Annotated in this window: 19 protein-coding genes; 13 read left to right on the forward strand and 6 right to left on the reverse strand. The window is 62.5% G+C overall.

The genetic code is table 11. From position 1 onward, the window contains the following. Positions 1-32: 32 nt before the first annotated feature. Positions 33-1,466, reverse strand: a complete 1,434-nt coding sequence (locus NKH41_RS22385; protein WP_352472183.1) for a coiled-coil domain-containing protein — start codon at positions 1,464-1,466, stop codon at positions 33-35. A gap of 451 nt (positions 1,467-1,917) precedes the next feature. On the opposite strand from NKH41_RS22385, the gene NKH41_RS22390 reads away from it, so the two are divergent. The 6 genes from NKH41_RS22390 (at position 1,918) to NKH41_RS22415 (ending at position 7,673) form a co-directional block, all read left to right on the forward strand. Further along, positions 1,918-2,658, forward strand: a complete 741-nt coding sequence (locus tag NKH41_RS22390) for an ATP-binding cassette domain-containing protein (protein WP_352451444.1) — start codon at positions 1,918-1,920, stop codon at positions 2,656-2,658. Positions 2,659-2,713: 55 nt separating this feature from the next. Then, positions 2,714-3,775: an ABC transporter permease gene (locus tag NKH41_RS22395; RefSeq protein ID WP_352472185.1), complete on the forward strand. Its 1,062-nt coding sequence runs from the start codon at positions 2,714-2,716 to the stop codon at positions 3,773-3,775. A 51-nt stretch (positions 3,776-3,826) separates the two neighbouring features. Next, on the forward strand, positions 3,827-4,831 hold the full coding sequence (locus tag NKH41_RS22400) for a sugar-binding protein (protein ID WP_023677316.1): 1,005 nt from the start codon (positions 3,827-3,829) through the stop codon (positions 4,829-4,831). Between the two features lie 47 nt (positions 4,832-4,878). After that, positions 4,879-5,628 carry a glucose 1-dehydrogenase gene (locus tag NKH41_RS22405; protein WP_352451446.1) on the forward strand — a complete coding sequence of 250 codons (750 nt, stop codon included), beginning with the start codon at positions 4,879-4,881 and terminating at the stop codon, positions 5,626-5,628. A gap of 183 nt (positions 5,629-5,811) precedes the next feature. Continuing rightward, a complete protein-coding gene (locus tag NKH41_RS22410; RefSeq protein WP_352472186.1) occupies positions 5,812-6,720 on the forward strand; it encodes a DUF930 domain-containing protein in 909 nt (302 codons plus the stop codon). A 152-nt stretch (positions 6,721-6,872) separates the two neighbouring features. After that, positions 6,873-7,673, forward strand: coding sequence for a class I SAM-dependent methyltransferase (locus NKH41_RS22415; protein WP_352472187.1), 801 nt, complete (start codon positions 6,873-6,875; stop codon positions 7,671-7,673). A gap of 64 nt (positions 7,674-7,737) precedes the next feature. On the opposite strand, the gene NKH41_RS22420 is transcribed toward NKH41_RS22415, so the two are convergent. The 4 genes from NKH41_RS22420 to NKH41_RS22435 all read right to left on the reverse strand — a co-directional run bounded on the left by NKH41_RS22420 (position 7,738) and on the right by NKH41_RS22435 (position 10,112). Continuing rightward, a complete protein-coding gene (locus NKH41_RS22420) occupies positions 7,738-8,313 on the reverse strand; it encodes a dihydrofolate reductase family protein (RefSeq protein ID WP_352472188.1) in 576 nt (191 codons plus the stop codon). Positions 8,314-8,414: 101 nt separating this feature from the next. Next, positions 8,415-8,948: an SRPBCC family protein gene (locus NKH41_RS22425; RefSeq protein ID WP_352472189.1), complete on the reverse strand. Its 534-nt coding sequence runs from the start codon at positions 8,946-8,948 to the stop codon at positions 8,415-8,417. Then, a complete protein-coding gene (locus NKH41_RS22430) occupies positions 8,945-9,334 on the reverse strand; it encodes an ArsR/SmtB family transcription factor (protein ID WP_352472205.1) in 390 nt (129 codons plus the stop codon). The genes NKH41_RS22425 and NKH41_RS22430 overlap by 4 nt, the downstream gene beginning before the upstream one ends. A gap of 142 nt (positions 9,335-9,476) precedes the next feature. After that, entirely contained in the window at positions 9,477-10,112 is a 636-nt protein-coding gene (locus NKH41_RS22435; RefSeq protein ID WP_352472190.1) for an ankyrin repeat domain-containing protein, read from the reverse strand. Positions 10,113-10,341: 229 nt separating this feature from the next. Here NKH41_RS22435 and NKH41_RS22440 point away from each other — a divergent pair, with 229 nt between their 5' ends. Next, complete coding sequence (locus NKH41_RS22440; protein ID WP_352770532.1) at positions 10,342-11,196, forward strand: aldo/keto reductase; 855 nt, start codon at positions 10,342-10,344, stop codon at positions 11,194-11,196. A 122-nt stretch (positions 11,197-11,318) separates the two neighbouring features. On the opposite strand, the gene NKH41_RS22445 is transcribed toward NKH41_RS22440, so the two are convergent. Continuing rightward, positions 11,319-11,624, reverse strand: a complete 306-nt coding sequence (locus NKH41_RS22445; RefSeq protein WP_023677305.1) for a hypothetical protein — start codon at positions 11,622-11,624, stop codon at positions 11,319-11,321. 236 nt (positions 11,625-11,860) lie between these two features. Here NKH41_RS22445 and NKH41_RS22450 point away from each other — a divergent pair, with 236 nt between their 5' ends. The 6 genes from NKH41_RS22450 to NKH41_RS22475 all read left to right on the forward strand — a co-directional run bounded on the left by NKH41_RS22450 (position 11,861) and on the right by NKH41_RS22475 (position 18,448). Beyond that, positions 11,861-13,153, forward strand: coding sequence for an Nramp family divalent metal transporter (locus tag NKH41_RS22450; protein ID WP_352770529.1), 1,293 nt, complete (start codon positions 11,861-11,863; stop codon positions 13,151-13,153). Between the two features lie 575 nt (positions 13,154-13,728). Beyond that, positions 13,729-14,286 (forward strand): FMN reductase, encoded by a 558-nt coding sequence (gene msuE / locus NKH41_RS22455; RefSeq protein WP_352778571.1) that lies wholly within the window; start codon positions 13,729-13,731, stop codon positions 14,284-14,286. Positions 14,287-14,338: 52 nt separating this feature from the next. Continuing rightward, positions 14,339-15,703 (forward strand): LLM class flavin-dependent oxidoreductase, encoded by a 1,365-nt coding sequence (locus NKH41_RS22460; protein WP_352770525.1) that lies wholly within the window; start codon positions 14,339-14,341, stop codon positions 15,701-15,703. 40 nt (positions 15,704-15,743) lie between these two features. After that, the gene (locus tag NKH41_RS22465) at positions 15,744-16,592 is read left to right on the forward strand and encodes an ABC transporter permease (protein WP_352770523.1); all 849 of its coding nucleotides are present in this window, start codon (positions 15,744-15,746) and stop codon (positions 16,590-16,592) included. Positions 16,593-16,650: 58 nt separating this feature from the next. Further along, entirely contained in the window at positions 16,651-17,649 is a 999-nt protein-coding gene (locus NKH41_RS22470) for an ABC transporter substrate-binding protein (protein ID WP_352770522.1), read from the forward strand. A 37-nt stretch (positions 17,650-17,686) separates the two neighbouring features. After that, complete coding sequence (locus NKH41_RS22475) at positions 17,687-18,448, forward strand: ABC transporter ATP-binding protein (RefSeq protein WP_352472198.1); 762 nt, start codon at positions 17,687-17,689, stop codon at positions 18,446-18,448. The last annotated feature ends 144 nt before the right edge of the window (positions 18,449-18,592 follow it).

Genomic DNA, 18,592 nt, shown 5'->3' on the forward strand with positions numbered 1-18,592 from the left:
CACCAGTCGAAATTCAGACAGCCGCGCCTGAGCTACGAAGCAGCGCGCAGGCGAAGGCGCCGCCTGCTGGCGCGGGCCTTCTCCGCCACCGCGGCGGTGATCTCGACCACGCCGTCTTCACGCGGTCTGGCGTTGGTGGCCTTGTGGAGCCGCTCATAGGGCAACAGTTCCTTGACCCGGGCTTGAAGCGACGCGACTTCGGCTCGCAGATCCTCGCATTCCTGCCGCTGGACGTCGAACTGTATCTGTTCGGATGCCTGCTGCAGGGAAAGCTGCGAAAAATTCGCGCTGACCGCGGAAAGGTTCATCTTGTCGTGTTCGCTCTCCTTCGTGAGAGCGGACAATTTTTGCTCGACAATTTGCTTTTCGGCCACCGCGTCGCTCGCTTGAGCCTTGAGCCTGGCGATCTCGGTGACGGCTTCGCTGTTGTGGTTGGAGGCGGCTTCCAGCCGCGATCGAAGGTCCTCGATTTCAGAACGCAAGCCGGTCATCTCCGCGACACTGCGTGCAAGCTCGGCTTCCCTGTCACCGTCCCTGAGGCGGGCCGCTTCCGTTATTTCCGATAGCTTCGTCTGCGCCATATCGAGCGATTTCTGCAGCCGCATTTCCTCTTTCTCGCTCTTGCCAAGCGCGGCCAGCAGTTCGGAAACCTGCGCGGCGTCATTGGCATGGACGGTCGAGAGTTCGTCCAGCCTGTGCCGCGCCTCGGCCTCCCGTTTCAGCGCCTTGTCGAGATCGATCGACAGACTGACATGCTTCTCCCGCAGCATCTCGTTCTCGCGCGAGCGTCTGTTGGCCTCGACCGCTCTGGCCGAGAGCGTTTTGACAAGCTCGCCGAACTCGGCCTCGCGTTTTGCGCTCGCATTGCCTGCGACGACGAGTTCCAGCCTTGCCGCAGCCAGCGCGCCGCGAAGTGCTTCCTTGTCCTCGACCAGGCTCGCCTCGTGCTGCTGCAGGGCCTCGATAGCGCTGTCGCGCTCGCGCTGCTTTCTGGTTGCATCGTGGAGCTGTTCGGACAGCACCCTTTGCTGCGCGGTCAGGCCGGTATTTGCCAGCTCCAATTCGTTGGCGCGAAGAATGTCGCCGTGAAGCAGTTTCAGGAATTCGCCCGTCAGATGATGCGAGGTCGCGATCTCCGACAGTTTCGCATTGATCTCCCCCAGATACTCCTGCGCGTCGTGAAAGAGCCCATCGACCGCATTTAAGGCAGCCAGCCGGGTTTGCGTATGGGGGGACAGCCGTCGTGCGGTCTCGAAGGCGTCCGCATTGGCTTCGAGCTGCGAGCTGTCATCCGTTGTCGCGAGATTCTCATCCGATACCGTCTCATCCGGCACAGTGACGTCGTTCAACGGCGACTGATCGTCCACATTGAGACATTCGCTAAACGCATCCGCCAAATCGGTTTCGAGCTCCTTGAACGCTCTCTCCACTGTCTCGGCACGCTTGATCAAACCTTTGAAATTCATGACCGAATATCCCTCTCGTGCAGCGCCGGCAAGGAGCGGATTTTCAATACTTGACCCTCGCCTCCCCCGAATGCGGGTTCATCTCCTGACGTGCGCTCTGGCCGACGCACGCTAGGGACAGGCTTGGCCACTGTCCTCGTGTGTTTGAATGACGCATAGCCGTGTTCTGCCGCGCTCCATACCCGAGGCGTTGGCACCGCTCGAAAAATGCCCACTCATTTCACCCGAAACGGATATGAAGCGGCGCAAGCATGAGGATCGCCTGGTGGCTGTTGTACGGATCGGCCGAGCGCCTCGGTGCTCTGCAGCAGCTACAAGTCACACTTGGACGAGGCGCGTTACGGCCGGAAGGCCTGACCTAATAAATGATTGTGTTGAATACGTTTCGCTGATTAGCTGCTGTGCATTGACCAGGGACAAGACCGATAAATGTTGTCCCGGGAGGACCGCGATGCCGGTGCTTGAGGTTTGCCACGTCTCCAAGAATTTCGGGGCTATCCAGGCCCTGACTGACGTCAGCTTCCAGGTGGAGCGAGGCGAAGTCGTTGGTCTGATGGGGGACAACGGCGCCGGCAAGTCGACGATAGTCAAGACTGTGGCCGGGAATTTTCCTCCGAGCGACGGCGAAATTGTAGTCGAGGGCGAGGTGTGCCACTTCCACCAGCCCGTGCAGGCCCGCGCCAAGGGGATCGAAGTTGTTTATCAGGACCTGGCGCTCGCCGATAATCTGACGGCCGCGCAGAACGTCTTTCTGGGGCGCGAGATCAAGAAAGGCTTCTGGCCGATCAGGATTCTTGACAAGCAGGCGATGATCGATCGCTCGGCAGCGCTGTTCAAGGAACTCAAATCGGAAACCCGGCCGCGCGACCTCGTCAGGAAGATGTCGGGTGGGCAGCGCCAGGCGGTCGCCATCGCGCGGACCCGGCTTTCAAATGCCAAGCTGGTGCTGATGGACGAACCAACGGCCGCCATCTCCGTGCGCCAGGTGGCGGAAGTACTCGAACTGATCCGACGCCTCAAAGCACAAGGAGTCGGCGTCATGCTGATCAGTCACCGAATGCCTGACGTGTTCGCCGTGGCAGATCGCATTATCGTCCTCAGGCGGGGCTCGAAAGTTGCCGACAAGCCAGCCGACAAAACATCGCCCGAGGAAATCACTGGACTGATAACGGGGGCCATCCGTGGCGAATAGTGTTCAGGAGTCAATTGGCGTTCAGGGCTCAGTCGAAGAACATGGCCGGCCGGCCATGTCGGATTTCGTCCCGACCAAGGAAAAAACAGTTCTCCAGCGTGTGATTTCAAGTCAGCCCTTCTGGGTGACGATCGCGCTCATCGCGCTCGTCATGTTGATGACTGCGATGGAGCCGAGCTTCGGCACGTCTGAAAATGTCGCCAATGTGACGCGCAATTTCGCACCTTTCGGCATCATGGCACTTGGCATGACGATCGTCATCATCACCGGCGGTATCGATCTGTCGGTCGGCTCCGTCATGGGTCTCGTGGTCATCGTCGCCGGCCTGTTCCTCACTTGGCATTATCCCTGGTACGTCGCCTTCGCCATGGGCCTTTTCTCCGGTCTGGCCTGTGGCGCGGTCAACGGATTCTTTGTCGCCTATGTCGGGATGCCGTCCTTTGTGGTCACCCTCGGTATGCTGTCCGTCGCGCGCTCGCTGGCGGTCGTATTCTCGGCCAACCAGATGCTCTACCAGTTCGGGCCCGATGCTCCGATCGTGAAGGCAATCGGTCAGTGGAAATGGCCGCGGCATGGTCCGAACGACTGGGCACCGCATTGGATACCAGAACTGTCGTCACAATTCTGGACCATGGTGATCTTGGCCCTGATTCTCGGCTTCGTATTCAACTTCACAGCCTGGGCCCGGCATCTCTTCGCCATCGGCGGCAATGAGGAGGCGGCACGGCTCACCGGCGTTCCGGTCAACTGGATTAAATTCCAGGCCTATGTCTTCTCGGCTTTCACCGCCGCGCTCGCCTCGCTCCTGCTCCTCGGCTATAACGGCTCGGCCATCAATGCCATGGGCCAGGGCTACGAGCTGCGCGTTATCGCCGCGACAGTCATTGGCGGCGCCAGCCTCATGGGCGGCGCCGGCACGGCCTTCGGTGCGATCATCGGTTCGGCCTTCCTCGAGGTGATCAGGAATGCGCTGCTGATGGCCGGTATCGATTCAAATTGGCAGGGTGCCTTCGTCGGCGCCTTCATCGTTCTTGCGGTTCTTTTGGGCATGCAAACCGGCGGCAAATCGATTCTCGCCGCGTCGCTGGCAGTCTTGATGCCCAAAAAACGCCGCTAGAAACCCGCCGGCGGGAGGCTTGCGGGATCACACCCAGGAGGAGAACGTCACATGAAAAAACATCTGCTGACGGCCGCCGTGGCGCTTGGCGCAATGGTGCTCGCCGTTTCCGGCGCCCAGGCGAAATACACCTTCGCCCTGGTGCCGAAGAACATGAACAATCCTTTCTTCGACCAGGCACGCGACGGCTGCAAGAAAGCCGAGGCCGAATCCAATGGCGCCGTGGAGTGCATGTATATCGGCCCCGGCGAACATGGTGGTGGCGACGAGCAGGTGCAGATCGTACAGGACCTCGTGGCCAAGAAGGTGGACGGCATCGCCGTGTCGCCATCGAACGCCGCGGCGATGGCGGTTGCGCTGCAGGCCGCCAAGGAAGCCGGCATCCCGGTCCTCACCTGGGACTCCGATCTCCTGCCCGAAAACAAGGATCTCCGCGTTGCCTATATCGGCACGCACAATTACGAAATCGGCGAGAACCTCGCCAAGCTTGTAATGCAGATCAAGCCCAAAGGCGGCACGATCTGCATCCAGTCCGGCGGCGCCGCGGCGGCCAACCACAACGAGCGCATGCAGGGCATTCGCGATACGCTTTCGGGCACCAAATCGGCGGCCTCGCCCGGGGATCGGCTGACGGGCCAGAACGGCTGGACCGAAATCGAAGGCTGTCCGCTCTACACCAACGATGATTTCCCGCTTTCGGTGCAACAGTTCGAGGATATCATGGCGAAAAACCCGAACCTCGACGCATTCGTCCCAACCGGTGGCTTCCCGCAGTTCATTCCCGATGCCAACCGCGCCGCGGTCGCACCGTACAAGGACAAGATCGCCTCGAAAGCCCTGGCCCTTGTCGTTGCCGACACGCTTCCGGTACAGATCGACCAGATGAAGGAAGGTTTCTCCCTTGGCCAGGTCGGCCAGCGGCCGTTCGAGATGGGCTACAAGACGATGATGGCGCTGAAGGAAATGAAGGAGGGCAAGGCTCCGCCGGCCGACCCGACCTACACGGGCCTCGATGTCTGCACTCCGGAGACAGCCGACACTTGCGTCGCCAAATAGTGCTTTTGGGCGGGAGGAAACTCCCGCCCTTTTCACAGGGGATCTCAATGCCGGAATTGTTCTCGCTCAAGGGCCGTGTCGCATTGGTCACGGGTGCCTCGCGTGGTCTTGGTTTTGCCATGGCCAAGGCACTTGCGGAAAACGGCGCGACGGTGATCGTCAATGCGCGCGACATGGCCGCCCTTTCCGCGGCCGCCGAAAGGATCGGTGCAGAAGCCCTGCCGTTCGATGTCACCGACGCGGCGATCTCAAGGGCGTCGCTCGAAGGAATCGTCGAACGCCACGGCCGCCTCGATATTCTGGTCAACAACGCCGGCATCCAGCATCGTAAACCGCTGGTCGAATGGCAGGACGAGGATTTCAACCATGTGGTTGCCGTCAATCTGTCGGCTTGCTTCCGCATGATGCGCGACGCGGTGCGCCTGATGCTGCCAAACAAGTTCGGGCGCATAATAAACACCGGATCGGTCGCAGCGATCCTTGGCCGTCCCACCATTCACGCCTATGTGGCGGCAAAGGCGGGCCTGCACGGGCTGACACGCTCCACTGCCGCTGAGCTGGGCCGTCACGGCATCACCGTCAACGCGATCGCCCCCGGCTATTTCGCCACCGAGCTCAACACCGCACTTATGCGCGACGAGGCCTTCACCAAATGGGTCGAGGCACGAACCCCCGCGGGCCGCTGGGCCCAGCCTGAGGAGCTCGGCGGAGCCGTGGTGTTTCTCGCCTCCGACGCTGCCGCTTACGTCAACGGGCACGTGCTGGCGGTTGACGGCGGGCTATCGGTTTCCCTGTGATTTCAACCGGCGACACCGTGCCGGCAGGGCGTGCCTGCTAGCCGCCTGAAATGACGACTTGCCGCATGCGCTGCTGGCCCGGTCCCCTGCGCGGACGCCGACGCCACACGATTGGATGCCGCGCCGTGTTGCAGCCGCCGACTATCGATTCGCAACGGGTTATTTCGACGTCCGGCGGCATCGATGCTTGATGCCGCCAATATTTCATTCCACACACCGGTCATGATGAGAAACGACATACGGGATCAGCGCCGGGTTTTCGGGTGGGCCTTGCCTGCCTCCGCGGTCGTGCATTTGCTCGCCGCCGCGCTTCTTTTGTCCGCACTGCCGCTGTCGCCCCCGCAGCCGCAGAAGGAGCAGCCCATCGCAGTTGATATCGTGCCGCCGCCTAAACCGCCGGAAAAAACCAAACCTCCGTCCCCCGCTGAACCGCCCAAGCCGGAAAAGCAGCCGGAAGCCAAGGTCGAGACGCCGACGAGCCGTGAGGTCACCGCGCAGAGACCTGTCTTCCAATTCGGTGAGAAGGACGCCGGTCCTCGCAAGTCTCTGGACGGCAACAGTGCGGAGGATGGTTCGGAACAACCGCCAGCGCCGCAAGTTCCCAGTAACCAGGATCTTGCACAGCCACCTGCCGTGACAGCGGTCGAGGGGAAAGACCAGGCTCCGTCGCCTGGCGCATCACCGCCGCCGAAGCCCAAGCCAGCGGATGTCAAGGAGCAAAAACCCTTGAAGCTTCAGCAAGCCAAGACGTTGTTCTCGGAAGCAGCAACCGGTGATCCGATAGCGACAAGCGCAATGGGCAATATACCCCGCCCCGTGCGGATCGGTCAGCTCTGCCTCACGGAATTGCGCGAACAGTTGCGCCGCGCCTCGCCCCCCTATTTTCCCGACCTCTTGCGTTCATTCAGGCTGAAGGAAGGCACTATCATGCAAGTTCCCAGGACCGCCTTCCGTGCCAACGGGCAGTGGTACGATTTGAGCTATCGTTGCGAGGTCGATCCGGACGCGACGAAAGTCATTTCCTTCGCCTTCCGTGTCGGAGATCCGGTGCCGCGCAGCGAATGGAAGCGCCGCGGGTTGCCCGCCGAATAGGTGGTCGAGGCCACGGAGGCTGGCTGGTCGGCGCCGTCAAATCCGGCCGGCGATGTCTTCGCGCGCTCCGGGCTGCCGAACCAACACGCGCCAAAAGTGGCTTTCGTCAGCGGCCGCCGAAGTCTAGCATACGGCTTTGGGAGGAGGCTTCGATGACTTCAAGTTTCAATGTTCATCATGCTGCCGGCTATGAGCAGCTCATGGGCCGCTGGAGCCAAAGACTCGCGCCGCTGTTCATCGACTTCGTGGGGCTTGCCGACGGCGAAAACATCCTCGACGTCGGTTGCGGTACCGGCAGCCTGACCTTCGCGCTCGTCAAGGCCGCTGACCTCGGCGAGGTCGCGGCGATCGACTTTTCGGCCGTTTTCGTCGAGGAGGCAATCCGACGCAACACCGATCCGCGGATAAAAATCCGTCAGGCGGATGCCTGCGCCCTGCCCTTTGAGGATGGCGCGTTCGACCGTGCCCTAGCCCTGCTCGTGCTCCATTTCGTGCCCGAAGCCGGCAAGGCAGTCGCCGAGATGCGCCGCGTCGTGCGGCCGGGCGGCGTCGTCGCGGCGACGGTATGGGACCATCTCGGCGGCATGCCGGGGATGCGCATGATGATCGACACGGTGGCGGTGCTCAGTGAAGGCGGACGCCAGTTGCGTGCCCGCTATTGCACGCAGCCGATGATGCAGCCGGGTGAAATGAAACGGACCTTTGTCGAACAGGATCTCCGCGACGTTACGGAAACCCAGTTGATGATCCGCATGGACTACCAAAATTTCGATGATTACTGGGCGCCGATTGCCGCCGGCGAAGGGCCGCTCGGCAAGTATGTGGCCGCGCTCGACCCGGAAGAGCGGGCGCGCACCGACGCCGCCATGCGCGACGCCTATGAGGCCGGCCGGCCCGACGGCCCGAGGTCCTTTGCCAATGTCGCCTGGGCCTGCCGCGGCGTCGTTGCCTGACGTTGGCGCTAATGCATGCCGTGTAAAAAGCGCATCGCATGAGGCCGATCGAACGCGACGCGCTTTAGCCGATCCCGTAGACCAGCCCAACGCGGCCGTCCGAAAGCTGTTCGACCTTGCGCAGTTCGAGCCCACGACGATTTTTCGCCGTCCCAAACAGCGCCTTTCCTTCACCGGCGAGCAGCGGATAGACGATGAGCCTGAGCTCATCGACCAGCCCGGCATCGATAAGGCTCGCGGTAATTCGGGCGCCGCCCATAAGGTAGATGTCCTTGCCGGGCTGCTGTTTCAGTGCAGCGATATCCTCGAAATTCCGCACGAAGCGCGTCTTTGGCCAGGCCGCCGAAGTCATTGTGTTCGACAGCACATAATGCGGGGTCTGCGCGGCGAAGCGGGCCCATTCGAGCTCGGCCGGCTTCGGCAATTTGCCGGTCATCGGCAGCGGCTTGTCGGGCTCGTTCTGGATGGCGCTCCAGTAGCGCTCGTAGCCGGCATACATGACGCTGCCAAGCAGGCAAGCGTCGATTTGCGGCGTCAGGCCGTATTCGTCCGACCACGCGTCGACCCAATCGGCGTAACCCTCGGGCCCCTCCATCTTGCCGTCGACGGAAATTTTCATTCCAGCGATTAATTTGCGCATGACTTCCTCCATCAGGCTTGCGGGATGCAAGCACGTTTCATCGGTTCAGCGTTGCTTCGTGTTGCTGGCGGCGACCTCAGGGATGGCCGCCGCGAGTTACATCAGGCCGGCAGGCGGCGGTCGTATTCTTCCCGCAGGCGGCTCCAGCCGTCCCAGAACGAGGTCGGCGTCTTGCCCGCCAGGCGGGCGGCCAGCAGGTCGAGGTGTATGTGCCAGCCGGCCGTGATGTTGAGCTGGATTGCACGTTCCGGCAGGCGGCGATGAACGACGGTGAGCAGCACATCGTTACCCTTCGCCTCCAGCAAGAAGGAGACGCCGCCGGTGTTTCCCCAGGTGATGGAAAGCTTGCGCGGCGGATCGAGTTCGGTGATCCGGCCCTCCATCCGATGCTCTTCGGGAAAGCCCGCTGGTCGCTGGCCAGGCGGGTCCGTCAGCTCGTCGTTACGCCAGACCAATTCGAACGAGCTGCCGGCCTTCATTTCCATCTGGCCCGCGGCCATCCATTGCCGGCGCAAGTCACTCTCGGTGAGATAGGCCCAGACGCGCTCGATGGGGCCGGGCAAGAGGCGCTGAATGGTGAACGTGGCGGGCTCGCTCAGCTCGCCATAGGCGTCGATGGTTCTCATCTGGTTCATTGCTCGTCTCCTTCTTCTGAGTTGGGCGATTTCCTGGGCTCTTCCTGGGCTTTGCGTGCGTCCTCTTCGCGAAGAAGGCGTTCGAGAACATCGAGACGACCGGTCCAGAAGCGCTCGTAGAAGCTGAGCCACTGATGGGCGCTGGCCAGCGGTCCAGGGGCTAGTCGGCACAGATGCGTTCGGCCCCTCACCTCTCGACGAATAAGCCCTGCGTTCTCCAGCGCCTTGATGTGCTTGGAGGCCGCCGCGAGCGACATCGCGAAGGGTTCCGCCAGCTGGCTTACCGTTTTCTCGCCATCGGCGAGATCGCGAAGCATGTGCCGCCGGGTGGCGTCGCCAAGGGCGTGAAAAACCGCGTCCATCTTGGGTGTCTCTAATTCAACCATGTAGTTGAATATAGACGCACGCTTTGAGATAGTCAACCATTTGGTTGAATAATTTATGCGAAGCGTCGCGGGACCGTTTGCGCCATCGAGCTTGTCGTGACGGGAGATGCGGACGCGCCCCGCGACAGTAAGGGCGAGGCCCTTATTTGCCGTCGAAGAAACGGTGGATCGCGGCTTCCAGCTTTTCGATAAGCTGAGGGTTGTGGCAGCTGCCAGCCCAGATCAGGGCGTTTAGCCTCATCTCTTTGTTGATAAAGCTCACTTTCCCAGAATCCAGCAGGTATTCCGCGATCTCGTAGTGCCGCCCCTTGATAGCCTCGATGAGCGCGTTGTTTCTGCCCGTCTTGTCGGTCAGATTTACTTCCGCGCCATTCTCCACGAGCAACTTGACGACTTCGAGATGCCCGTTCTTCGCCGCCTCGATAAGAGCCGTTCTGCCGTAGTAGTCAGCTCGCGCGTTGATCTCTATTTGGGGGTGTCTCACGAGGACTGCGATACACGCGTAATGTCCCTTGGCCGACGCAAGGCTCAAGGGCGTGCTCTTCCACTTGTTTCTGGCATTCACGTCGATTTCCGGGTCTTCGATCAGCGCCTCCACCACAGCTGTGCGGCCATTGAGGGCTGAAAGGTGAAGTGCAGACCAGCCGCCGTCGTCCGACTGATTGATGTCGGCGCCAGCCGCCAATTCCGATCGAACCGCCTCCGCATCGCCTTGTTCTGCCGCGACCAGCAGGGGCGACCAGTCTCTTGCCCCTTCGGCTTCCAAGCTGTTGGTCAACGCAGTCGCCTCCTCGGATCGTCCACAGAATACCACAGAATCCGCGATAGTGGGGTCGTCCTGTATAGAGTTCCCTGGAGTCCGTGGGTCGCAGAGAGCTGTCGGCCCGAAGCGGAGGATCAGCGCTTCACGTCCGTCTCCTCACATTCTCCTGATATCGACTGGCTTTGGCGGCCATTCAGACTAGATAGAGCCTGCGCCGGGCGGAACGATGCAGAAGGACCTGAACATGCCTGAACAGATTACACTGAATAGACCTGAACAAATCAGATTGAACGACGGCTCCGCCATTCCGCAAATCGGCCTCGGCGGGTGGCAGGTCGATCCAGCCATCACCGCCAAGGTGGTGCGCTGGGGAATCGAGGCCGGCTACAGGCTGATCGACACCGCCGAAGGCTATCAGAACGAGGAAGGTGTCGGGCAGGCGATCCGCTCGGCCGGCGTCCCGAGAAGCGAGTTGTTCATCACCTCGAAACTGCGCAACGGCGCGCATCAGCGCGACGCCGCCTTGCGCGCCTTCGACGAAACGATGAGCAAGCTCGGCATCGAACAGATCGACCTGTTCCTGATCCATTGGCCGGTGCCCAGCCAGGACAGATATGTCGAGGCCTGGAAGACGCTGATCGAACTCAGGCAATCAGGCCGGATCAAGTCGATCGGCGTTTCGAACTTCAACCAGGATCACCTCGAACGGATCATCGGCGAGACCGGCGTCACGCCGACCGTCAACCAGATCGAGCTCCACCCCCGCTTCCAGCAGCGTGACAAACGTGAATTCCACGACAGCCACAACATCCGCATCGAGAGCTGGAGCCCGCTGGGCAGCGGCCGGCTGTTGAGCGATCCGACGCTTGAAAGCATCGCCAGGAAACACGGCAAGTCGGTGGCGCAGACGATCGTCAGGTGGCACCTTCAGGAAGGGCTGATCGTCATTCCAAAGTCGATCCACCAGGACCGCATCGCCGCCAATTTCGATGTCTTCGATTTCGAGCTCGAAGCGAAGGACCTCGAGCTTATCCGGGGCATGGATTCGCCCGACGGCCGCACCGGCCCGAACCCCGCTACAGCTGCATTCCTGTTCTGAGGGCCGACAGTGAAGCTGCCTATCCTCCCCCTTGGGGCCCCTTTGGGCCTCTTGGGGGAGATGTCCGGCAGGACAGAGGGAGGCGCTGTCCCGCCAGCGATCAAAACTACCTTCCCGCTAGCTCATATCCCGGAGCCATCCACCAGCGGCACATCTTCGCCCTCCCAGGGGCTCGGCATCGATCCCTTGCTGAGATTGGCCGACGGCAGCGGCATCCAGCACTTCAGTTCGGGTTCGGCATATTCGACGATGCGTCCTGGAGACGAGTCGGAGGCGCGCCAGCCTTCGCTGCCGAACTGATCGGCGCGGGCCCAGTAAGCCATGTCGACCTCGGCCGGACCCTGCTCAGACGGCCGAACCGTGACAAGGATTCTGCTGCCGTCCCTTGGCGCGCTCGACATGTGGCGCCACTGACCGGGCTCGTCCATTGCATTTCCTCCTGCGATCTTCGCCTCGAACGGATAGTCGCTTCGCGTTCGAAAGCGGTCAACCCGAACTTTTTTGCCTGAGACAAAACCCCTGTCCGGTCGTCGCGGAACAAGTCATGGCACGCCGGGTTTGGGCAAGTTGTTGAAGGAAGCAAAATGAGACCAGCGCCGCGACCGATCCTTACCATTATTGCATGGCAGGCCGCGTCTTTCGTTCGCAACCCGGTCCGGTCACAATGAGGCAGGCCGGTTCCGATCATTCCATCCCACCGAAGGAGGGCAAAGGCGGCATAGGACGAGCACTCGGCCTCGGCCTGATAACAGGGGCGGCCGACGACGATTGTTCCGCTATAGGCACCTATGCCAGTGCCGGCGCCCGTTTCGGACCCGACCTGCTCTGGACGGCTCCGGTGACGTTGCCGATGATGTACGCGGTCGTCTATCTGTCGTCGAAGCTCGGCCAGGTGTCGGGGCGCGGATTGTTCCACGTCATCAAGGACTTCTATCCTCGGTGGCTGCTCTGGTCCGTGCTGTTGGGTGTGCTCATCGGCAACACGATCGAGGCAGCGGCAGACCTTGGTGGAATGGCCGCCGCGATCAATATATTCGTGCCGTTTCCCATTCCGGTGATCGTGCTGTTCGTCGCCGGCCTCATCTTCGCCCTCCAGGTCTTCGGCTCCTACACTTTGATCCGCAACATCTTTCGCTGGCTGGCGCTGGCGCTGCTCGCCTATGTCGGTGCCGCCATTCTGGCCAAGCCGGAGGCCGCGGCGGTGCTGCGCGGAACGCTGCTTCCTAGGATCGAATTCAACCGGGAGTTCCTGTCGATCCTGGTCGCCATCATCGGTACGACGCTGTCCGCCTATCTCTATACGTGGCAGTCCAATGAGGAGGTGGAGGAGGAGATTGCCCAGGGGCGCACAACGCTCAGCCAAAGGAAGGGCGCTACCGACAGCGAACTCCGCCGCTCGCGCCGGGACATCCTCATAGGCATGACGTTTTCAAATCTCATCATGTATTTCATCATCCTGTCGACGGGTGCTACGCTCTACAAGGCGGGCCACCACGATATCGACACGGCAGCGCAAGCGGCGGAGGCGCTGCGCCCGCTAGCCGGCCAGGCCGCAAGCGTCCTGTTCGCCGCAGGCGTGATCGGCGTCGGTTTCCTCGCGGTTCCTGTCATGACCGCCGGCGCTGCCTATGACGTGGCGCAAGCCATCGGCTGGAAAAACAGCCTGCACGCCCGGGCTCGAGAGGCACCCAAATTTTATCTCGCCATCGGATTTTTTACGGCGATCGCCGCCGGCCTCAACTTCCTCGGCTTCAATCCGATGAAGGCGCTGGTCTGGTCCGGCATCGTTCAGGGCTTCTCGACGCCGCCCTTGTTGCTGCTCATCATGCTGATGACGAACAGCCGCAGGATCATGGGGGAGCAGGTGAACAGCCGCAGCACCAACATACTCGGTTGGGCAACGACCGCCGCCATCTTCTCGGCGACGATCGGCCTGGTGGCCACCTGGTTCATGTAAATCCGGCAGGACAAGGGACGCCGCTAGTTGGATTACCCGTTCCCGCTTGCGGATTGCCCCAGCTTTGCCGGCCTTGGAAACTCCACAACATCTCCCACCGGCCGCTTGTATTGCGCCGCGACAATTGCATCGATCAGGAGATCCAGAGCCGCACGAGCCGTGCGGCTTGTCTCGTCCTCGCCGCTCAAATAGTGGCAGGCTCGTTCAAGGTGGAGGTGTGCGGCGGCAAAGTCGCTTGTCATAGGCATCTCCCTGTTGCCCGCCCGCCGGCAAGATGACCGCCTCGATTTAGCCAAAAGCAAATATCCACAGCCGGATTTGAATCAAATTGACCTGACTCACTGCATGCCGCGGGACAAGGTGCTGGCAGGCCTTTGCATCGCTGGTCGATGCGCTGCGCCGGTGCACTACGCCGCATTGAATGAACCAATTGCAGGCGATGTGCCGCAAACTCCGTTCGCCCAATGCGCTACTTTTGAAATTTTCTCACTCTCTTAATTCTACAAACTCTCTAGATTTAACATAGATCGCTAGACCCAAGATCTTAAAATAGAGCGCTTGAGAGGGAGCCAGGAATGTCGAAAAAGCTCGTGGTGGGGCTGTCGGGCAATTTGACCCGGCCCTCGAAGACCAAGGTGTTCGTCAGCCACATCGTCGGGCAGGCCGCCGAAAGCATCGGCGCGGCCTCGGCCGTCTTCGACATCGAGGATCTCGGCGCGTCCCTGCCGCAGGCAAGGCGCCTCGGCGACCTCGACCCGGCGGCGCGCAACATTGTCGAACGGCTGCTGGGCGCCGACATCCTGGTGGCCGGCTCGCCGACTTTCAAAGGCAGCTATACCGGGCTTTTCAAGCATTTCTTCGACCTGCTCGATCCGTCGTCGCTGAGGGGCAAGCCCGTCATTCTCGCCGCGACCGGCGGCGGCGAGCGCCATTCGCTGATCGTCGAGCACCAGTTGCGGCCGCTGTTCGGCTTCTTCGAGGCGCTGACCGTGCCGACCGCGATCTACGCCTCCGACAAGGATTTTGCCAATGGCGTGCTGGTGTCGGAAGCCATCCACGCCCGCGCCCGGCAGGCGGTCGCCGAGGCATGCCGTGTAACCGGGGTGCCCTACGGCGTCGGCCTTGCCGCCTGAACGCACCACTGACCCGAGATCCCCTTTCCGATCCGTCCAGGAGCACGTCGCGATGACCAGATCCACCAAATCCGGGCAAATCAAACTGGGCGCTTTCCTGCCCGGCGGCGGACAGCATATCGCCGCCTGGCGCCACCCCGAGGCGCCGGCCGACGGCGCCACCAATTTCGAGTTCCACAAGCAGCTCGCCCTGACCGCCGAGCGCGGCCTGTTCGACGCCTATTTCCTCGCCGACAATCTGACGGTCGGCCTCGGCGCGCGTGAAGGCGGCAATGCCAAGATCGCCGGCTTCGAGCCAGTGACGCTGTTTGCAGCGCTGGCGCCGCTCACCACGCATCTCGGCTTCATCGCTACCGCCTCGACCACCTACGAGGAGCCCTACACGCTCGCCCGCAAATTCGCCTCGCTCGATCATCTGTCGAACGGCCGCGCCGGCTGGAACGTCGTCACCTCGGCCGGCGACGAAACCGCGCGCAACTTCAATCGCGAGACGCAGCCTGCCCACGCCGAGCGCTATGCCCGCGCGCATGAGCACGTCGAGACGGTCAAGGCGCTGTGGGACAGCTGGGAGGACGATGCCTTCATCCGCGACAAGAAATCGGGGCGCTTCTACGACAAGGACAAGCTCCACGACATCGACCACAAGGGCGCGCATTTCAGCGTGAAAGGGCCGCTCAACGTGCCGCGCCCGGTGCAGGGGCATCCGGTCGTGGTGCAGGCGGGGCAATCGGAAGACGGTCGCAAGCTCGCCGCCCACTCGGCGGAAGTCATCTTCACCGCCCATCAGAACCTGGCGTCGGCGCAGGAATTCTATCGCGATATCAAGGCGCGCGTGACGGCCGCCGGCCGCAATCCCGAGCAGGTGCTGATCATGCCGGGCGTGGCACCCTTCGTCGGCCGCACCGAAGAAGAAGCGCGCGCCAAGTACCAGCAGCTGAACGATCTCATCCTGCCCGAAGACGGCGTCGCCCTGCTCAACGGGCTGGCCGGCCAGACGCTCGACATCACCGGCTATCCGCTCGATGGACCGCTGCCGCCGAGCAAGGAGACCGAAGGCATGAAGAGCCGCCAGGCGCTGATCCGCCAGATTGCCGACGAGCACAACTTCACCATCCGACAGCTTTACCAATGGGTGGCAACGGCCCGCGGCCATTATACCGTCATCGGCAGCGCCACGCAGGTCGCCGATCAGCTGGAGGAATGGTTCGGCAACGAAGCCGCCGACGGCTTCAACATCCTGCCGCCCTGGCTGCCCGGCGGGCTCGACGACTTCGTCGAGCTGGTGATCCCCGAACTGCAGCGCCGCGGCCTGTTCCGCACCGCCTATGAAGGCAGGACCCTGCGCGAGAACCTCGGCCTCAGGCGGCCGGAAAACCCCTGGACCGCCGCCCGCTCGGCGGTGCTGGCCGCCGAATAATCCCGAGAAGCCCGATATTTTCCAAGCAGGAGGCAACACGATGACCTTGCAGCACATCGAACAGGCCGCCAGCCTCGGCACGCCTGACAGCACGACAAGCCTCGGCACGGATTTCCTGCGCCTCGGTGGCCGGGCGGGCATCCGCTTCCTGTCGCGCTACGGCGTCCTCATCGCTTTCCTCGCAATCTGGCAAGTGTCGAGCAGCGCGGGCTGGGTCAACGCGGCCGTGCTGCCGCCGATCGACATGATTGTCGCGGCACTTTGGAAGGGGCTGGTCGGCGGCACTCTGCTCAGCGACATCGCCATCAGCCTGCAGCGCGCCGGTCTCGCTTTCGCGGCCGCCGTGCTGGTCGCCATCCCGCTTGGCCTGTTCATGGGTCAGGTGCGCACGGTCGAGACCGCGCTCGATCCCATCCTGCAGGTCTTCCGCCAGACCTCGGCGCTGGCGCTCTATCCCGTCTTCATCCTGCTGCTTGGGCTCGGCGAAGCCTCCAAGGTGTTCGTCATCTTCTGGGCGACGCTGTTCCCGCTGCTGCTCAACACCATCGGCGGCGTCAAGCAAGTCGATCCGAAACTGCTGGAGATGGCCCGCGTCTATGGCGCCGGGCAGCTCACCGTCTTCCGTCGCGTCGTGCTGCCCGGCGCCGTGCCGTCGATCTTCGTCGGACTGAGGCTCAGCGCCACCACGGCGCTGCTGCTGTTGATCGCTTCCGAAATGATCGGCGCCAACAAGGGCATCGGCTTCCAGGTGATGAACGCGCAATACAATTTCCAGATCCCGCTGATGTTTGCGGCAATCGTCATCCTCGCCGGCCTCGGCCTGATTGCAAACCAGGCGCTGGTCAGCCTGCAGCGCCGGCTCTGCCGCTGGAGCAATGCCGTCGACTGACCACCCGCCCTTACCAATCTCAACCAGGCCAGAACTCAAATCAGGAAAGACCCGGACCATGAAAATCTCCCGCCGTTCCCTGCTTGCTGGCGCGCCCTTCGCCGCCGGCCTTCTCGCCGCCGGCCTGCCGCGCTTCGCCTTTGCCGAAGCGGCACCCGTCAAGTTCCGCTCACTCGCCAGCCGTGGCAGCATCTCTCCGCATGAGTTGGCCGCCGAGCTCGGCTATTTCAAAGGCCTCGGTATCGAGGTCGAGAATGTCGGCTATTCCGGCGGCGGCCCGGAATCATTGTTTGCGCTGGCCTCCGGCAGCGTCGATATCGGCTCGGCTGCAACCGCAGCCGTGATCAACTCGATCTCCGGCGGCAACGACTTCGTCGCCGCCTATCCGAGCAACGGCATCAACAGCAAGGTGCGTAGCGTCTTCTACGTGCTGGACGACAGCCCGATCAAATCGATCGCCGACATCGCCGGCAAGACCATCGCCGTCAACACGCTCGGCGCCCATCTCGACTACACCGTGCGCGAGGCGCTGCACAGCGTCGGCCTGCCGCCGGATGCCGCCAATCTCGTCGTCGTGCCCGGACCGCAGCTCGAACAGACCTTGCGCTCCCGTCAGGTCGACATCGCGGCGCTCGGCTACTGGCAGGCGACGTTTGCCGGCGCCCTCGTGGACAACGGCGGCGTGCGCGGCGTGTTCAACGACACCGATGTGCTGGGCGAGCTGGCCGGCGGCTTCGTCGTGCTCAGGCGCGACTTCATCGCCGCGCATCCCGACGCCGCCCGCAATTTCGTCGAGCAATCGGCGCGCGCCTCCGACTGGTCGCTGCAGAACCCCGACGAAGCGCGCAAGGTGCTCGCCACAATCCTCGACAAGCGCGGCGAAAACGGCGAACTGGCGCGTTACTGGACCGGCTTCGGCCTGCGCCAGGGGGCCAAGGCGACGGACCGCGACATCGACTTCTGGGTCAGCGTGCTCGAGCGCGACGGCCGCCTGCCAAAGGGCAAGCTGAAGGCAACAGACATCCTCTACCGGCCGGGCGAAACCAAGACCAACTGACAAAGGCAACCGACCAACCAGTTGGGAGACGCGCGCGATGAGCAGCACAAGCGGCGGTCAGGTCAGCATACGCGACCTGTCCAAATCGTTCAGCATCAGTGGGCGCTCGCTCGCCGTTCTGAGGACCCTCAACCTCGACATCCGCTCGGGCGAATGCCTTGTCATCGTCGGCGCCAGCGGATCGGGCAAGACCACGCTGCTGCGCATCCTTGCCGGGCTGGAGGCCGCCGACAGCGGCGGCGTCGCCATCGACGGCAAGCCGGTGCACGGCGTCGGTGCCGAACGTGCGGTGATCTTCCAGGAACCGCGCCTACTGCCCTGGTTGACCGTGCTCGGCAATGTCGCCTTCGGTCTCGAAGTGCGCGGCGTGCCAAAGGCCGAGGCCGAGGAACGGGCGCGCTTCTATATCGCGCTCGTCGGCCTCGCCGAATTCAGCGATGCCTTTCCCCGGCAGCTGTCGGGCGGCATGGCGCAGCGCGTCGGCATCGCCCGCGCCTTGACCGTGCAGCCCGAAATCCTGCTGCTCGACGAGCCGCTGGGCGCGCTCGATGCGATGACCAAGATCGGCATGCAGGAGGAACTGGCGCGCATCTGGAGCGAGGAGAACGTCACCATGGTGATGGTGACGCACGACCTCGAGGAAGCAATCTACCTCGCCGACCGGGTGCTGATCCTGCCCAAGGAGAAAGGCGGCGCGGCGCGGCTGATCGACATCGACCTGCCCCGCCCGCGCGAGCGCAGCGAAAGCCGCTTCGTGCGCTACCGCGAGGAATTGCTGCGCGAATTCGGCCTGCACTGAAAGCCGCCTAAGGAGCCTTGGGTCCTCGCCCCGCAAAGCGGGAGAGGTGTGAAGGGCGCGCCCACACGGATAGAGGGGTGCGGCGTTTAATTGCCGGCGCCCCCCCCCCTACGCGGGCCCGGGTGCCCCCCCCCCCCAGGGGAT

The organism is Mesorhizobium sp. M1169 (assembly GCF_040318345.1).
In the GTDB taxonomy this organism is placed as follows: Bacteria; Pseudomonadota; Alphaproteobacteria; order Rhizobiales; family Rhizobiaceae; genus Mesorhizobium.

Excerpts from the sequence above, each read along its gene's own strand:
- NKH41_RS22385 (WP_352472183.1), bottom strand. The coding sequence starts at position 1,466 with ATGAATTTCAAAGGTTTGATCAAGCGTGCCGAGACAGTGGAGAGAGCG.
- NKH41_RS22390 (WP_352451444.1), top strand. The coding sequence starts at position 1,918 with ATGCCGGTGCTTGAGGTTTGCCACGTCTCCAAGAATTTCGGGGCTATC.
- NKH41_RS22395 (WP_352472185.1), top strand. The coding sequence starts at position 2,714 with ATGTCGGATTTCGTCCCGACCAAGGAAAAAACAGTTCTCCAGCGTGTG.
- NKH41_RS22400 (WP_023677316.1), top strand. The coding sequence starts at position 3,827 with ATGAAAAAACATCTGCTGACGGCCGCCGTGGCGCTTGGCGCAATGGTG.
- NKH41_RS22405 (WP_352451446.1), top strand. The coding sequence starts at position 4,879 with ATGCCGGAATTGTTCTCGCTCAAGGGCCGTGTCGCATTGGTCACGGGT.
- NKH41_RS22410 (WP_352472186.1), top strand. The coding sequence starts at position 5,812 with ATGCTTGATGCCGCCAATATTTCATTCCACACACCGGTCATGATGAGA.
- NKH41_RS22415 (WP_352472187.1), top strand. The coding sequence starts at position 6,873 with ATGACTTCAAGTTTCAATGTTCATCATGCTGCCGGCTATGAGCAGCTC.
- NKH41_RS22420 (WP_352472188.1), bottom strand. The coding sequence starts at position 8,313 with ATGCGCAAATTAATCGCTGGAATGAAAATTTCCGTCGACGGCAAGATG.
- NKH41_RS22425 (WP_352472189.1), bottom strand. The coding sequence starts at position 8,948 with ATGAACCAGATGAGAACCATCGACGCCTATGGCGAGCTGAGCGAGCCC.
- NKH41_RS22430 (WP_352472205.1), bottom strand. The coding sequence starts at position 9,334 with ATGGTTGAATTAGAGACACCCAAGATGGACGCGGTTTTTCACGCCCTT.
- NKH41_RS22440 (WP_352770532.1), top strand. The coding sequence starts at position 10,342 with ATGCCTGAACAGATTACACTGAATAGACCTGAACAAATCAGATTGAAC.
- NKH41_RS22445 (WP_023677305.1), bottom strand. The coding sequence starts at position 11,624 with ATGGACGAGCCCGGTCAGTGGCGCCACATGTCGAGCGCGCCAAGGGAC.
- NKH41_RS22450 (WP_352770529.1), top strand. The coding sequence starts at position 11,861 with ATGAGGCAGGCCGGTTCCGATCATTCCATCCCACCGAAGGAGGGCAAA.
- msuE (WP_352778571.1), top strand. The coding sequence starts at position 13,729 with ATGTCGAAAAAGCTCGTGGTGGGGCTGTCGGGCAATTTGACCCGGCCC.
- NKH41_RS22460 (WP_352770525.1), top strand. The coding sequence starts at position 14,339 with ATGACCAGATCCACCAAATCCGGGCAAATCAAACTGGGCGCTTTCCTG.
- NKH41_RS22465 (WP_352770523.1), top strand. The coding sequence starts at position 15,744 with ATGACCTTGCAGCACATCGAACAGGCCGCCAGCCTCGGCACGCCTGAC.
- NKH41_RS22470 (WP_352770522.1), top strand. The coding sequence starts at position 16,651 with ATGAAAATCTCCCGCCGTTCCCTGCTTGCTGGCGCGCCCTTCGCCGCC.
- NKH41_RS22475 (WP_352472198.1), top strand. The coding sequence starts at position 17,687 with ATGAGCAGCACAAGCGGCGGTCAGGTCAGCATACGCGACCTGTCCAAA.